The following is a 16,644-nucleotide window of genomic DNA, read 5'->3' on the forward strand; positions in this document are numbered from 1 at the left end:
CCCCGTTGACGGGGAACCCGGCGCTTTCTATACTGCACGCGTGAAAAAGTCCTTTTACCTTGTCGTATTCCTGGCGGCCCTCAATGCCGCGGCCGCTTCCGTGCCCGCGCATTTCCGGCCGGCCTGGTGGAGTCTCGGCGCGCATCCCCAGACGATCTGGGCCTTTCTTCTGCGTCCCTATCCCGACGTCCCTGTCCATCGTGAGCAGCTCGCGGCGCCGGACGGCGATTTCTTCGACGTGGATTGGATGCCGGGAGAAGCCGGCGCGCCGGTGGTGATTATGGTGCATGGCCTTGGAAGCTCGTCCGAATCCAAGAACATGCGCACGCTCATGAAGGCGGTGCACGACAAGGGATGGCAGGGCGCGGCCTTGAACTGGCGCGGCGCGCTCAGCCCGAACAAGGCGCCGATAATGGATAATTCCGGGCGCACCGAAGATCTTGCCCAGCTCGTGCGGGAGGTCTTGTCGCGTTACCAGGCCAAGGAAATTTACCTGGTCGGCTACTCGGCCGGCGGCAACAAAGTCCTCAAATACCTCGGCGAGAATCCCCAGGCCGTTCCGCCCGAAGTCAAAAAAGCCGTGGCGGTTTCCGCGCCCTACGACCTGGAAAAATCCGTGGATAATCTGGACAAAGGCCTGGATAAAGTGCTGTACACCAAGCGCCTTCTCAAGGCGCTCAAAGCGCGAGCCGCGGCGAAAGAAAAACAATTTCCCGGGCTGATTCCCGTGGAGAAGGCGGAGAAAGCCGGGACGTTCCGCGAATACGACCGCCTGGTCACCGCGCCTCTGGCCGGCTTCATGGACGAAAAAGAATATTACACGGCCGCAAGCTGCGGGAATTATCTCGAAAAGATCGACAGGCCCGCGCTCCTCGTGCACGCGCGCAACGATCCTTTTCTGCACGGCGGCCAGCTGCCCCTGGAAAAAATCAAAAATTCCGCGTTCCTTCACCTCATGATGACGCCCGACGGCGGCCATCTGGGTTTCGTCACGGGGTTTGTCCCGTTCCGGACCGGGAACTGGCTGGAAAAAACTATCGTCGAATTTCTGGGTACCGATGCCTGAGATCAGCAGCCGCACGCAGGCCTTTACCGAGTCCGTCATCCGCCGCATGACGCGCGTCGCGCATCAGACCGGCGCCGTGAACCTGTCGCAGGGATTTCCGGATTTCGATCCGCCGGCCAAACTCCTGGAAGCGCTGAAAAACATTGCGCTGAAAGGCCCGCACCAGTATGCCGTGACCTGGGGCGCGCAGAATTTCCGCGCGGCGCTGGCCAGGAAGCAGAGCCGCTTCATGGGCATTCCCATCGATCCGGACGCGAACATCGTCGTGACCTGCGGCAGCACCGAAGCCATGATGGCGGCCATGATGTCCGTCACCAATCCCGGCGACAAGGTGATCGTGTTCTCGCCTTTCTACGAAAATTACGCGGCCGACGCGATCCTGACGGGCGCGGTCCCGATCTACGTGCCGCTCGAGCCGCCGTCTTTCGAGATCAACCGCAAGGCGCTGCGCGCGGCGTTCGAGCAAAGGCCCAAGGCGCTTGTCCTTTGTAATCCCGGCAATCCCACGGGCAAGGTGTTCACGCGCGGCGAGCTGCTGGAGATCGCCGCGCTCGCGGAAGAATTCGACGTGTTCGTCCTGACCGACGAAGTCTACGAGCACATTGTCTACGCGCCGCACCGCCATACTTATTTTGCGTCGCTTCCCGGCATGTTCGAGCGCACCGTGTCGTGCAGCTCGCTTTCGAAAACGTATTCCATCACGGGCTGGCGGCTCGGCTACATCATCGCGCCGCCTAAAGTCGTGGACGCGGCGCGCAAGGTGCATGATTTCCTGACCGTGGGCGCGGCCGCGCCGCTGCAGGAAGCCGCGGTCACGGCGCTGGAGTTTCCGGATTCGTATTATCTGGAGCTGCAGGCGCATTACACGAAAAGCCGGGACCTGTTCCTCGGGCTGCTGGCCGGCACGGGCCTCAAATATACGGTGCCGCAGGGCGCTTATTACGTGATGGTGGACGTCAGTGAATTTAAGCCGCAAAGCGACGTCGAATTCTGCGAATGGCTGGCCCGCGACGTGGGGGTCGCGGCCGTGCCGGGATCGAGTTTTTTTCGAGAAGACGTGCGCCATTTCATCCGTTTCCATTTCGCGAAAAAAGAAGAAACGCTGCGCGAGGCGGGAAAACGCCTGTCGTTTTTGCGCGAACGCGCGTGGAGGCGCGCATGATTCCCTGGGTCCTGATCGACACCGCGCCCATGCCGGGCGGCAAAGACCTCAAGCTCTACCGGCACGACGCGGACTTCGCGATCCGTTCCGGCAACGTGGAAGTCATGAACAGCCGCATGCACGGTTCCGAAGAAGTGCTGTCGGACATGGCCTGCGCGCAGATCGCCAGGATCGAAGAGCCGCGCCTTTTGATCGGCGGGCTGGGCATGGGATTCACGCTGAGGGCCGCGCTGAACAGGCTTCCGCCGAAGGCGAGAGTCACGGTCGCGGAGCTCGTGCCCGCGGTGGTGAAGTGGAACCGCGGCGTGCTGTCGGAGCTGGCCGGGCATGCGCTCAAAGACAAACGCGTCTCGGTGGTGGTGGAAGACGTGTCGAAACTCATCCGCGACGGCAAGAACGGGTATCATGCCATCATTCTCGACATCGACAACGGGCCCGGAAGCGTGTGGCGGGACGAGAACAACGCGCTCTACAGCGAACGCGGGCTCGAGGCCGCGTTCCTGGCGCTTCAGCCCCGCGGCGTGCTGGCGGTTTGGTCGGCGGGACCGGACCGCGGCTTCACGCGCGCGCTCAACCGCGCGGGCTTTGACGTGAAAGAAGTGCCGGTGCGCGCGCGCATCGACGGCAAGGGCGGCGGCCACCATCATCTGTGGCTCGCGCGGCGTTTCACCGCGGCGCCGCCTCTCATCAATCCGAAACGGAGATAAGGGCATGGAAAATACGGAAAAGCGCATCATCGAGCTCGAGAAAAAGATGGCCTTCCAGGAGCACACGATCGAGCAGCTCAACGAAGTCGTCATCCTCCAGCAGAAAAAGCTGGAAGCTCTCGAGCGCGAAACCAAACAGCTCAAGCAGCAGGCCGCGAGCGGCGCGTTCATCAAAAAGCCGGAAGAAGAAACGCCGCCGCCGCATTATTAGAAAGGCCCCTCTCCCTAACCCTCTCCCCAAGATGGGGAGAGGGAAGGGTGAGGGGAATGAATCATGAAAATTTTAAATCTTTCAATCGTCCTTATGCTTCTCGCGCCCGCGGCGTGGGCCGCGCCCGCCGTCATCGGCAAAGTGGAGCGCGTGCGCGGCCCGGTCGAATGCGCGGACGAGACGGGCGCCAAGCGCGAGCTCAAAAACGGCGGCGACGTTTACCTGCGCGACGTGATCGAGACCGGAAGCAGAGGCTATGTCAAAATCGACCTGCTCGACAAGACCAGCCTCACGGCCGGCGCCTCGAGCCGCCTTGTCCTCGACGAATTCGTTTATGACGCGGACGCGCGCTCGGGCAAGGCCGCGTTTTCCCTGGCGCGCGGCCTCTTCCGCCTGGTGACGGGCGAGATCGTAAAGCAAAATCCGGAGAACATGAAGGCCTCGCTCGCCGTGGGCGATTTCGGCATCCGCGGCACGGCCGTCCTCGCGCAGACTTCCGCGGACGGATCGCGCGTCGTCCTCGAAAGCCGGAGGCAGGACGCGCAGCTCGTGCGGCACGTCGTCGTCGGAGGCAGCGAAGCGAACGGCCGGCGGGGTGAGACCGCGCTGGAAAACGAAGGCGAGGCCTGCGACGTGAGGCCGGGGCAGCTGCCGGGCCAGAAATTTGCGCTCGGCGCGAAAGTCCTCGAAGCGATGCAGCAGGCTTTGGAACCGCCTTTGGAAGACGACGTTTTCGACCAGGTCGACAAGCTCAATGGGTCTCGTTCCGGCCGTCCGGGCGTGCAGCCCCGCGACATGGAAGGCGGGCAGGAAAATGACGATTCGCAGCCTTCGCACGAAACCCGCTCCGGACAGTAAAAAAATCTTTCGGATCCTCTTCAGTATCTGCTAGCACGAAGAAGCAAGACGACGCATCCCTGACCCGTCAAAATCGGGCTCTCTAGGCAGGCGCGGAAACAGTGGGTAAACTCTAACAACCCTATGCGCCTCCTTACGTTCTGCAAAAAAACAACGGCCCTTTTTCTCTGCGCATCCCTGCTGCTTTCCGACGGCTCTCTTTATGCCGCGGCCACGGCCACGCCGTCCCAAGAGCTCGCGTTCCGGCTTCCCAAAACCTTCGCGGAGGTGCAGGAATCTTTCCGCGGGACTTCGGGGAAAACCATTTTTTATCTCCAGGACGCGCACGATTCGCTGGAAGCGCAGCGCAACATTGCCCGCAGCATCCGGTTTCTCGTCGAGAAGTACGGCGTGCGCACGGTTTTCGAAGAAGGCTACGAAGGCCCCGTGCCCACGGCGCGTTACTTCGGCTTCATGAAGGACGCGGCGGCGCGCAAAAAAGTCTCGGATTTCCTGCTCGACAAACTCAGGATCGGCGGCGCGGAGTACGCGCACATCAACCGCGCGCACGACTTCAGGCTGATCGGCGCGGATGATCTTGCCAAATACAAAAAGAACCTGGCGGCTTACCGCGAATCCGCGCGGCATCAGAACGAAGTGGAGCGCGACCTGCGCGCGATTTCCGCCCTCGTCGAAGCGCTCGTCCAGCGCGATTTCCCGAAACCGCTCAAAGACTGGCTGAAGCTCCGCGACCGGCACGAAGCCGGGCAGGCGGACCTTCTGGATTACGTGAGGCGCGCCGTGAAGATGGCGGAGAATCCCGCGGGCGCGCCGCATCTCGCTCTTCTGGCCGAGGCTCCGGAATCTTCGGAAGCCGCGGCGGAACTTGCCGCCGTGGAGCCCCGCGCGATTTTCGAAGAGCTCGGCACGCTCGAGCAGGCCATTGCCGCGCCATTCCTGAAAACGCCCCGCGACCTCGAGCTTTTCCGGTACCGCGAGGCGCTTCACCTGCTGCTGCGGCTGAACCGGAGGGACGTGACGTCCTCGGAGTACGAGGCCTCGCAGCAGACGCTGGCCGACCTCGACACGCAGAAGCTTGCCGGATTTCTCGCGCGCGAGACCGGAAAATCCCTGGCGCTTTCCAGGGCCTGGGAGAAAAGCCTGCGGACCGCCTCGCTTTTTTACGAGACCGCGCTCGAGCGCGACGGCGCGGTCGAGGCCGCGCTTTCGAAGTTCCTGCGGGAGCCCGGCGAAAACGCGGCCGTCCTCGTCTACGGCGGCTTTCACAAAGACAACATCCTCGCCATCCTCAAAAAGCTGGGCGTTTCCTATCAGGTGGCCGCGCCCGCCATTCCCGCGCCGGATCCGGTGCATGAAAATTATTACCGGCAGCTCATGACGCTCGGCAGCCTCGCGTACGAACGGCCTTTCATGGCCGCGGGCGCGGCTGCGAAAGCCACACGCGCGCCGTCGTCGTTCGTGGAACCGTTCGGCGAAGCCGTGATCGGCGGCCTTTACCGCGCGGCCTCGCGCAATCCCCGCGTTTCCGCGGAGCTTCTCGACCGCGTGCTGGAAACATCGGGCAAATCCGAACTGCGGCGGCTGGACGACTTCAAGCTCAAGCGGCTGACCTACATCGATCTCGAGGGAGCCGAGATGGACGAGCTCCTCGGCATTTACCAGCACATCCGCGAAAGCATGGAAGCTTCCGGCTATGAAGCGCTCGAGGAATTCGGGGACGACAGCCGTTTCCTTCATGTCGTCGAGAGTTTGAAAGAGACGAGTTACGGCATCACGAACGGGGAAGGCAACCTCGTCGGTTTTGTTTTGAATAACCCCTATCCCGCGGCAGGCGATGCTTACCTGGGCATCGAGCTCATCGGCATCGATCCGGAATATCAGCGGGAAGGATTTGGGCGCCGTCTTCTCGCCATGAGCCAGGTGCTCGGACGCAAGCTCGGGAAAAAGGCGCTCGCGATCGACGTGGATCCGCAGAATCTTCCGATGATCCGGCTTGCCCTCGGATTCGGTTTTCATTTCGTGGACCGGAACTGGAGGCGCCGGCGTTACGCGGGCATGATCAAGAACATTCCGCCGCTTAACGGCCACGACTCCAAAGCCGGCCGCGCGGAACTCCGCACCGGTGCCGATGCACCGGTACAGCCAAACATTCCGCGCGCCGAACGCGCGGAATTGCGCCGCCTCAACGAGGCCCATACCGCCGCTGTCGTATCGATTTCCGATCTCGACGACGACGAGACAGACGGCTTGCTGGGAGTTTATCAAGGCATCCGCGAAAATATGCTCCGCCAGGGCTTCGAACCTTATCAGGAATTTCAGGACGACGAAATGTTCGTTTCCGAAATGGAGAGGCTGGAGGAGGCAAGTTTCGCGGTGACGGATCAAGACGGAAACATGGCCGGCTTTATTTTGAACGATCCCGAGCCCGATGTGGGAGAGCAATATCTCGAAGTGGAGCTGATGGGCGTCGATCCCGGCCAGCGCCGGCAGGGCCACGCGCTCCAGCTTCTGGCCGCGAGCCAGTCGCTTGCCCGCCGGTGGGGAAAAACGGCGCTGTGGCTGGAAGTCGAGGCCAGCAACACTTCGGCCATCCGGCTTTATAAAGGCTTCGGCTTCAAGACCGCGGGCCGCGGCGAAGAGTCCGGTTACATTGTGATGAAGAAATACCTCCGGCATCACGCCCACGGCCAGCGTGAGGACAGATTCCGCGCGGAGCTGCGCTCGATCTATGAGCCCTGGCTTTTGAAACTGGCGGCCGACGCGCGTGTCGGCGTGAGGGATTTCGAAAGCACGGGCAAAGGTTTTCTCAAAATGACCGCCCAGCCGTTCGCGGACGGCGTGGTCGCGGCGTTTCCGGCGGATGCGCGGGGAAAAGTTTTTGTCGCGGGAAGCGGGCAGGGCCTTTTCGAAGTGAAGCTCGCGAAGGAGCGCCCGGGACTCTCGATTTTCGGCGTGGAATACGATCTCGGGCTTTTGGGCGACAGCCAGCGAATCGCGGCAAAGGCCCAGGAGCAGAAAATCATCAATCCCGGGCAGGTTATTTTTCAGGGCGGCGACTTCAACGGCGCGGAATTCGGCGCCCGCATTGCCGAAGCGGATTATGTTTACTACTACGACGGCGGCACGAAAAAACCGGACGACCTGGCGGAAACGCTTATCCGTTCCATGAAACCGGGCGCGCGCCTGATCGTGTTCGGTTCGCAGCGCTGGGAGCCGGATTTTGTGGACGCGCTGCGCCGCTCGGGCTCTTTCAAGCTCGAAACCGATGATCGTCCGGTTTATGTGCTCCTCCGGGAAGACCAGCCGTGGAAAACCGAAAACCGCGCTGAGCTCCGCTCCGGCGTCCCGCAGTGGCTGGAAGAGCTGATGCGCGAAAAGGGCATCGCGCTGCGGGCCGACGAAAGCACGGAGGCCGGAATTCTCGTGCCCACGGCGGGCCAGGCCGCGGCGCAGGTCATCAGTGCCGTGCCGGAAAAAACAAAGTTGAATATTTTTGCCGCGGGAAGCGGGCAGGGGATTTTCGAGCTGCAGCTTGCCAAAGAAAGGCCGGACGCGGAAATCTTCGGCGTCGAATATCATCTGGGCGCCCTCGGTGAAAGTCAGGCCCTTGCGGAAGAAGCAGAGAAAAGAAACCTCATCAAACCGGGGCAGGTCCAATTCGCAGGCGGGAATTTCAACAAGCCCGACTTTGCCGGCCGCATCGCGCAGGCGGACATTGTTTATTATTTTGACCAGGGAACGAAGTTCCCCGAAGAATTCGCCGAAACACTTCAGCGTTCCATGAAAGCCGGCGCCCGCCTCATCGTCCTGGCCGCGGGCTCACGGGAGCCGCATCTTTTGGATGCGCTGCGCCGCTCGCTGGCGTTCGAAACGGAAAGCGCGGCCCATCCCGTCTATGTTCTCCGCCGTCTTGAAGCCGAAGGAGATGCCGCGCAAGGCCGCGCGCTTCTGAGGCAGTGGATGAAAAACGCGCCCGCCCTTCTCGAGCGTCCGGCGCTGGGCGCCGTGGTCGCGCTGCCTCCCGCGGGCACGAAACTGGATGCCGATCCGGCGCGCCATGAACTCATGATGACGGCGCTTGTGGAGCGCCTCGTCGAAATCTACCGCGGCAATTTCCCCGATGCCTCTCCCGAAGAGAGAACGCCGGAGCATTGGCGCAAACAGCTGGAAGACCCGGACCTGCGCCTGCTCCTCAAAGTCGACACGCAGGGCCGCATCGAGGGCATGCTGGTGGCGCAAAATTGGGGAGTGGAACGCCCCACGCTGATGCTGAAAACCGTGGCGGTCACGTTCGAAGAGCAGCTGAAAAAGAAGGGGGCCATGCTCCTGGATGCTTTCCTGCGCGAAGTGCACGCGGCGGGCCTTGCCGCGGACATCTGGTGGCTGACCAACTTCAGGGTGATCTCGCTTTATAAAACCTATTTGTCCCGCCGCGGCATTCCCTTTCGCTTTGATGATTACAACAAGTTCGAAGTCTCGGTCAAGGATCTGCGGGACTTCGTGAAGTCCAGCCGCTTTCCGCCTCCGAAACAGCCCGGCGATGTCGAGGCCCGTCTCGCCAAAAGAGTGCAGATCTGGGAAAAGACATATACGCTGGCCCACGTCGTGCGCGCGCTCGAGCACCGCTCAGGCCAATGGAGGCTGGGGCCCGCGATGTTCGAAGAGCTCGGCGAGGAAGACAAGGTCCTTGTCCTGGCCGCGCTTTCCGGAGAAACCCGCCGGCGTCTGGATTTTAATCTTTTGATCCAGGAATCGTGGGACGACGCCATCGCCCAGGCCGGCGGCGACGCGGGCAAAGCGCTGACGGCCCGCGAAAACGGCGCCGCGCTGCGGAAACTTTTGAGCACCCAGGTCTTCGAGGTTGGAAAACGTTTCGATGCGACCGGCATCGAAAACGGGTTCGACGACCTGGCGCAGATCATGCTGGAAGGCAAGGTGCGCTCGGACCATCACGGCTCTCTTATCGGCCATGCTCAATTCGGCGACACGGCCTCCGGGCTGCACGGCCCGCTCTACGTTGTGTTCAAAAAACGGACCGCGGATGAAACCTGGCGCGAAAGGGACAACCACCTTTATTACCTCGTTCCCGAATGGAGCGACGCGCGCGCCTACGTGATCCTGCTCCAGAAAGCCGCGGCGCGCCATTTGATTCTGCCGGAGCTCGCGGCCTCGATCGCGCAGAAAATCATCACCTACCGGCAGTTCGTGGACCGGAATTCAGAGCTGCGTTCCGCGGACCGGCGTTTGTCTCTGGAAGAAATTCTCGGGCCGGAACACGTTCAAATCATGGACCGCTTTTTCGCCGAAGGCTATTGGATCGAGCTCGAAGGCGCCGGCCGTGAAAGAAAGGTTCTTGTTCACCATCGTGATCCTTCGAAATTCCGCGCCTACCAGGAGCCGCCGGGAAAATATTCCCTCGTCGAGGCAGAAAATGGGACAGCCCAGCTCAGCGGCATTTATCCCGGCCTTCCTCAAAATACCCAATTCGGCCGCATTTTCATCGCGTTGTCGCTGCTCATGCTTTATGGGGACCGCGAGGCGCGCAAAATTTTTGAAATCCATGCTATCCAGAGCAAGACTTTGGCCGGAAGCCTGCAGAAGCTCGGGGCCTTCGGAACCGCATCGATCTACCCCGCGGCCGCGCACGGCGCCTATGCCGATGTCGCCATCCGCGGAAGCGTGCCATTAATCGACGAGGCCGGAGCCGCCGAGATCCGCCGGCGGAATGACCGCAATAAATCTGCCGGGGAACAGCAACACCCCGAATTGCGCGGGTTGGAAGAGGTTCGCGCCTATCTGGACAGCCGGCCGCACGCGGTTTGGTATGCAAGCTACGACGAAGCCGGGCAGGAATCCGTCGAGTACGTGAATCCTGCGTTCGCGAAAATATTCGGCACCACCGCGGAGGACATCCTCGCCAAGAAGACGTATGCGGCGATCAACCCTCCGGGTGCGCCCATCGACAAGTACAAGGCCGACGACCGGAAGGCGATGAAACGCGGCCTGTTCGCGGCGCGCGAAGGCGAGCCCGCCGTTACGGTGGTGAAAATCAAAATGGGAAAAGGCGTTTTGGGCATGTTCACGCCGGCCGCGTCCAAGGGAAAGCTTTCCTTTAAGAATCTGGAGCCGGAACTTGCCGAAACCCTGAGAGAATTCAATTACACTTCCGGAACTTTCCTCACGCGCCGCGAAAAAAAGATGATCGAGCATTCCTATCATAACGGCTTCCTGCGGCAGGGGGACGTCCCGAGTCGCCCGCTCTGGCTTTTCGGCGAGCATGAAGCGGTCATGCCGTTCGTGGCCAGTCAGTTCGGAGAATCAGAAGTGCCCGTCGTGGCGCCGGAACTTTACCGCGATAAGCGCGTTCTCGTGGCCCCTGGCTACGGTAATCTTCCATTCCTGGTGCGGATGCTCGGCGCGCGCGAGGTCGTGGCTGTTGACAGTGATCCCGTGACGATCGCCTGGCAAAAATTGAAATGGAAAACCGGCGGCCGTGACGCGATGCAATGGCTTTTTACTTACGAGCATTCCGGGTCCATCCCGCGCATGCATCATCGCGGGACCTGGTATGCCAGGCTCAACCGCCCTCAGGCGGCGGACGTGATGACCGGGCTTTCTTTTTATACGGACAACGTCCTGAAGCCTCTCGGCCGCGGCAAATTCGATTTGATCGTGACGCCTTATTTGTTCGGATTCCCGGGCGGCCTTGACATGGAAGAGCTGGCCAATCAGGCCCTGGACAATTTCCGGGAAAGCCTGGCCGAAGGCGGCCGTATTCTGATCCTGCCGGGAAAAATCGAATCAGCTCAGATTGCGGAAAGCCGCTCGAAAGATATTTTTCAGCACTACCAGGAATGGCTGGAAGGCCTGAAGGCCAAAGGCTGGGATGTGCAGTACAGCGAGGCTTACCCGTTTTATGATTTCAGCCAGGGGAATGTCCAGGGCCGCTACGCGATCCTGACGCCTCCGAAATCCGAGCTTCGAGCGGCGCAGACCGCGCTCGAATTGAAGGGCTTCGACGACAGAGCGCCGCTCTGGGCTTTTCTCATGGCCTTCGGCATCGACCCGGCGCGGGCACGCGTGAAGCCTCTCGAGGATAAATGGGGACGCGTGGAAGTCGCGCAAGACGCAGTGTTCGGCGTGCCCGCGGGCAAGCCGCTTCAGGATGCCGTCTACGAAAGCGCCATGGGCATTTTCGGCGAACGCGAGATCGAGCCGCTGTTGGAAAAGAACGGGCACTCGAAGGAAACGGCCCTCAACTATCTTTATCTTCTGACCTATGAAAATAAACCCGCGGCGCTGGTCTGGGCCATTCCGGGCGCGCCGTTTTCTCCCATCCCGTTTTATTCGTTTACCGTCCAGAGCCAGGCGTCTTTCTGGCAGAGTCCGGGCGGGGGACAAGCTCAAACTTTCGCTGACGCGCGTCTCGAGGAGTTCATCCGCCGGCACCACAAAAAAGATTACGGCAAAAACCCTGTTCTGCAGGGAGGCATCCCTCTTGATGCGGCCAATAACGGCATCCGCGGGATTCCCTGGCTTCAATTGAGGGAATTCAAAAACGGCGTAGTCCTTCCGACCGTATTTACCCTGGACCATGATTCGACACAGGATCTTTGGACGTTCGTGCAGCGCGTCGAAAGTTTGGGGATCGTCAGCCTGGCCGGCAAAACGGTCTCCGAAGTGGGCGCCGGCGCGGGATGGCTCGGCGCGCAAGCCGCTTCGCGCGGCGCGCAGGCCGCGCTTTACGATTTGACTCTTATCAAGGCCGCAAGCGCGTGGCTGACGGCCAAACGGAACGGTGTCGCGGACAACGTCTCTTCTTTCCGCTCGAAGGACGCTTCCATCCTGCCGCCCAGCGATCTTTATCTGTGGAACATTCCCGATTTTTCAAATCAAGCCCCCGATCTTTCCAAGGGCGGGCCCATGACGCAGAATGACAACATCGACGTCAACAACCGCGTCAGGCCGGAAGACGTCGAAAAAGTTTTCCGCGAAGTGCGCGCCAAGGCCAAGCCGGATTCGCTTTTTGCCGTGCGCATTAACACCAAGGACAAATCCGCGTTCCGGCATTTGGCACGGGCCGCGGGATGGGAAATTCATCCCCGTGAATTGGACATCGATACCAAGGATTTGGCCGGCGGCCTGTATTTTGTGCTTCAGCCTTCGCGTCCGGAGCCCAAGGACATTCGAGCCGTGCTCCGCCAGGCAAAATCCGTAGAGGATTATGCGGGCTTGGGCCGCATGGTCGACGTGGAAGAGGTTCTGCGCCTTCTCCCGCTCGAGGAAGAAAGGCAGGCGCTCGGCAGCGCGCTTTTTGAGGTGAGTAAGACGGCGTTTGAAATGGACGTGGACGAGGACTTCGTGCCCGTGCCCCTGGTTTCCGATGCTTCTGCGCGGCGCTTCTTTTTCGTGGATGATACGGGCTCGATCACGGGATATGTGAAGTTCCGCGTCAAAGAGGGCGAAGCCTTTCTCGATGACATCGAGACGCTGAAGATCACGGACCGGAAGCCCGGACGCGGGCAGATCCTGATGAACTATGCATTGCGCCAGATGAGAAAGGAAGGGTTCGGCCGCGTGATTTTATATCCCACGGAAAAAGCGATGCCCTTTTACGACACTTATGCTCAGGCGCGCGGCCTGGTTTTCGGCCTGGTCGATCCGCTGCATGACCGCTACAAATTTTTCATCGATTTCTCCGGCGCGCCGGACACAGCCCTGCAAAAAATCGTCCTCAAGGAATCCGGCCATCCGGAGCTGCGCGCCGTTCCCGACGAGACTCTGGCTTCGATGCTGTCCGCGGCTTTCGAGCAGGCGTTCCTTGGGCATCAGGCCTTCCTGGCTCCGGAAGACGAACGGCGTTTCGAAGCCATGCCGGACATCGAAGTGGGCGAGGAAGAAGAGTTCCCGCGCTTTCCGTTCCGTTTCAACGGCCCGGACACCGTGCGCGTTTCCCGCTCCTTTCTCCAGATGCTGCAAAATCCCGCGGGCGCCGGCCTCATGCCCGGCCCTGAGTGGCTCCGCGAAACCGCGAGCGTTATCGAAAAGAGGCGGGCCAATCCTCTGTCGGAATACGTTTACAACACCGTGTTCATGGAAGCCTTGAACGCCTGGCGCCGCGCCACGGGCCGTGAGGTTCCCGAGATGGAAATCATCGAGATCGATCCGGGGCAGTTTCCTCCCTCGGAGCCGGCGGGACAACGAAAAGTCCCGGCGTCCGAAGACCTGGTCAGCGGGGTGGACGCCATGGTCGCGCGGGTCAATAAGCTTGCCGCAGAAGCCGCGGCGGAAATCGGCAGCGGCACCGTGACCGCTTATTATGATGGAAGCGAAGCGGGCGCCGTCCGGGTCCGGGGCGGAAAAGTTCCCGAAGGCATGACGCTCGGATGGAAGACCGCGCTTTTCGTGGGCGAGGAGATCGCGGGCTCGGGACAGACGGACCGCCTGCCCGAAGCCGACGAATTCCTTCGCGTCACGCGCGAAGGTTCGGCGATCAAAGTGGAGCTGGTGAAAAGCGAACTGCGATCGACGAATGGCGAAAGCGAAACCGAAATCGAGACGTATGAATTGAAACGCCGAAGCGCGCCGGAGGATGATTTTGCCAAGGTCACGCTTTTTAAGGACGCGTCCGGCGTGATCCAGGAAGCGTACCTCACGTTTGCCGAGCGCAAGGTCGAGGCCGTGGTCAAACAAAAGACCGTGCAGGCCAAAGAAGTGCGCTGGATCAAGATGGACATCGAGAAAAAGCAGGCCGTCAATTTCGTGCGCCTGAAGAACGCGAAGAACGAAGTGATCGAAACGCGGCAGTTTCCGCACAAAGATTTGCAGCCGGATTATTTCGCGGACATTCAGGACGCGGTGCTCGCTCTTTCCGATCAGATCGACGAGCTCAAGGCGCGCCGCGTCGACGGCGACGACCAGAGCCCGGAAGCGCTTTCGCTCGAAGAATCCCTTCAGGCGCTCGTCCACGTGCGCCGGCTCGTGGGCAATGTTTTCCGCGCGGCGCCGGCGCCGGATTTTGTTTCCATCACGCTCGGGCCGCACCGCGAAATCAAAGTGCGCCTTATCCAGGACGAAGCCGCGGGCGAACTGCGCGCCGTGTTTCCGTTCTCGGAAGAGCCGGAGCATCACGAACAGCATCAGTTCGTCATCACGATCAATCCCCACGCGCAGCCGGCGGTCGCGATTCACATGTACGTCCGCCGCGTCCACGAAGGCGAGCTGATCGATGCGCTCGACGTGAGGCCCGGGCCGGGCGAGCCCGCGCACGCGGACACGGGCTTCAGCTTCGAAGACCCGGAAGCGGAAGAAGACCAGGATTACGAACTCAGCATGTCGGACATCCAGATGGCGCTCGAAGACTGGTTCGAGAGCCTGCCCGCGGAGCAGCAGACGCCTTTCCTGCGCGAGCGCATTTTCGAAACGCTGGCCTCGCTTTTCAAGGAATCCGAAGACGCCGCGCCTTCGCGCACGCTTGCCGAACACGCGGCCCTTTACGCGCCGGCCTTTGAATTGATGTCGGCGGCGGGGCGGAAGGAACAGATTGTCCGCGAGCTGCGGCTTATCGGGAACCGCGCCAAGGCGCTTTCGGCGCGCGCGAAAAAATACGAATGGCTGGAGAATCTTTCGCTGGTCGCATTTCTCCTGAGCGTGCGCCTGGAAGAAGCGAGTGTCAACTTTACCTCACGGCATCCGGAAATCCTGGAAGTGACCGTGGGATTTTTCGAGCAGTTCGGCGAAGTCTTTCCCGCCCTGACCGAAGACAGCACCCTCCTGGGACGGCTTTCCAAAAATCCGGGGCAGGAATACGAGCTTCTCATCCAGCTCGCGGAGGTCCTCCGCAATGAATTGCGCGCGGAAGATCTCGACGAGGGCACGCTCCACAAGTGGATCAAGGGCAATTACGTGGGGGATCTGGCGGCCTGGATCCGCGACCCGAACGCGGCGCCGGAAGTCCGGCTTGACCGCGCGCGGCGCTACCTTATCGGGGCCGGCCTCATCCCTCATCATGGCGCCGTGCTGTCGGCCGTCGCGGCGGAGACGGGGCAGCACGTGGAGAATTACGTGTACCGGATGAACGAAGAAATCTTCGATCGCCTGGAAACCATGGCCCGGGAAAAGAAAGGTTACGTTCCCGGCGTGATTTATTTCAACGACGAAGGCCTGCTGCGGAATTTTTCCGCGCCGCTGGCCGCCTTGCCGGAGGTGCATTCGGAGCTTGCCCAGCGGTTTTTCGGCGTCGAAGGCATCAAGCTTCTGCGCGAAGTCCTGCCGCCGCAATCCGAAGAACACTGGTGGAATACTCTGGGGACCCTTGAAAATCCCGAGGGCATGCGGCAGTGGATTCTGGACACGCTCGTGCCGTCTTTGCGCGAAGCCAATCGCCGGAAATTTCGCCCGGAACTGCGCTCCGCGAAAAGTGAAACCGCGGAGGCGGATTTCGAAGCGTCGGTCCGGAAATTCGCTTCTCTTGTGCGCCGCGATACCATCCTGGCTCTGGGTGAAAATCCCGACGACGAGAAATCCATGCTGGAATGCCCGATGTGCGCCATGGCGACGCCGCTGATAAATAATCTGGCGGCCGAATTTTTCAAGAACGATCCCGCCGTCAAGGTTGAAAGCTGGGGCGGGCTGGTGAGGCAAGCGGGCTCCGAAGGGCAGGCGAATCCGCCTTCCTTTTTCCATTTCTGGACGGAGATCGAACGGGAAGGAAAACGTTTTTACGTCAGCGTGATGGACGGCCAGATGGGCGTGAGGGAATGGGCCTTGGGACCGAACGTGACCGAGCTTCCGGCCGGAGACGGCAAATACGAATTCTTGAAAAGTTCCGGATGGCGAATCGTCATGGCTGAAAAACAGGACATGATGCGCATCTACCGGTTTGTCGCGCGGCTTTCGAATCTCCAGCATTTCGAAGACGCCGGAAGCCCTCTCCACAGCGCCGAAGCCGTGCGGGACCACTTGGGGCGGATGGCTTCGCTGTTGATCAAGGAAGGTATTTTCCAAGGCAAGACGGAACTTCGCACTGCCAGAAACAAAGCTTTGGATGCCGTGGGGAAAAAATCCCTGGAGCAGTTTGCAATGCCTGCCGCCGTTTTTCTGGAGGCGCGCGAGCTGGTCCAGCTGACCCCGGCCCAGTCGAGCCGGCAATGGGAAGAAATCCTGACGCTCGTCTCCCTGCACAAAGGGCTCGACGTGTACATAACCGGCACGGACCGTTATCCTCTTTCGAACCTGAAACTCCCCAAACTCCAGAAACTCCTGGCCGAACATTCGGACCGCCTCCATCTGGGCCTGCACGACCGCGCGAATCTCGCCAAAAAGAAAATTTTCATCCAGGCGTCTTTTATTTCCGGCGGCACGGCGAAGGACACGGAAAAGCTGCTGGCCTCGCTCAAGCAAAGCTATGGCATCCGCCAAGCCGTGTATGCGCTGGATTACGCCCAGGCCGGCGCCTTGCGCGCTTTTCTCGGCATCGCGGAATCTTTCAAAGAAGCCGAGCTCATCCGGCAGATCGGCGAAGCCTACGCGGTCCGCGGGCCGAACGGGCGCTGGCAGATCGCGCAAACCTACCTGAACTCGGTCTGGACCGAGATGCAGAACCGCTACGCAGTTGCCTGGTCCGCGTAACGCGGCTACA

The 16,644-nt window shown here is 60.8% G+C and carries 6 protein-coding genes; all 6 read left to right on the forward strand.

Going from position 1 to position 16,644, the window contains the following annotated elements; all coding sequences use genetic code 11:
* Positions 1–40 precede the first annotated feature (40 nt).
* The 6 genes from VL688_06880 to VL688_06905 all read left to right on the forward strand — a co-directional run bounded on the left by VL688_06880 (position 41) and on the right by VL688_06905 (position 16,634).
* Positions 41–1,066, forward strand: coding sequence for an alpha/beta fold hydrolase (locus VL688_06880; protein ID HTL47772.1), 1,026 nt, complete (start codon positions 41–43; stop codon positions 1,064–1,066).
* Entirely contained in the window at positions 1,059–2,228 is a 1,170-nt protein-coding gene (locus tag VL688_06885; GenBank protein ID HTL47773.1) for an aminotransferase class I/II-fold pyridoxal phosphate-dependent enzyme, read from the forward strand. The genes VL688_06880 and VL688_06885 overlap by 8 nt, the downstream gene beginning before the upstream one ends.
* The gene (locus VL688_06890; GenBank protein ID HTL47774.1) at positions 2,225–2,935 is read left to right on the forward strand and encodes a spermidine synthase; all 711 of its coding nucleotides are present in this window, start codon (positions 2,225–2,227) and stop codon (positions 2,933–2,935) included. Before VL688_06885 ends, VL688_06890 begins: the two co-directional genes overlap by 4 nt.
* Before the next feature lie 4 nt (positions 2,936–2,939).
* On the forward strand, positions 2,940–3,146 hold the full coding sequence (locus tag VL688_06895) for a SlyX family protein (GenBank protein ID HTL47775.1): 207 nt from the start codon (positions 2,940–2,942) through the stop codon (positions 3,144–3,146).
* 63 nt (positions 3,147–3,209) lie between these two features.
* A complete protein-coding gene (locus VL688_06900; protein HTL47776.1) occupies positions 3,210–4,004 on the forward strand; it encodes a hypothetical protein in 795 nt (264 codons plus the stop codon).
* 123 nt (positions 4,005–4,127) lie between these two features.
* A complete protein-coding gene (locus tag VL688_06905) occupies positions 4,128–16,634 on the forward strand; it encodes a GNAT family N-acetyltransferase (protein ID HTL47777.1) in 12,507 nt (4,168 codons plus the stop codon).
* Positions 16,635–16,644 lie beyond the last annotated feature (10 nt).

Source organism: Verrucomicrobiia bacterium, from assembly GCA_035495615.1.
GTDB lineage: Bacteria > Omnitrophota > Omnitrophia > Omnitrophales > Aquincolibacteriaceae > DATJFP01.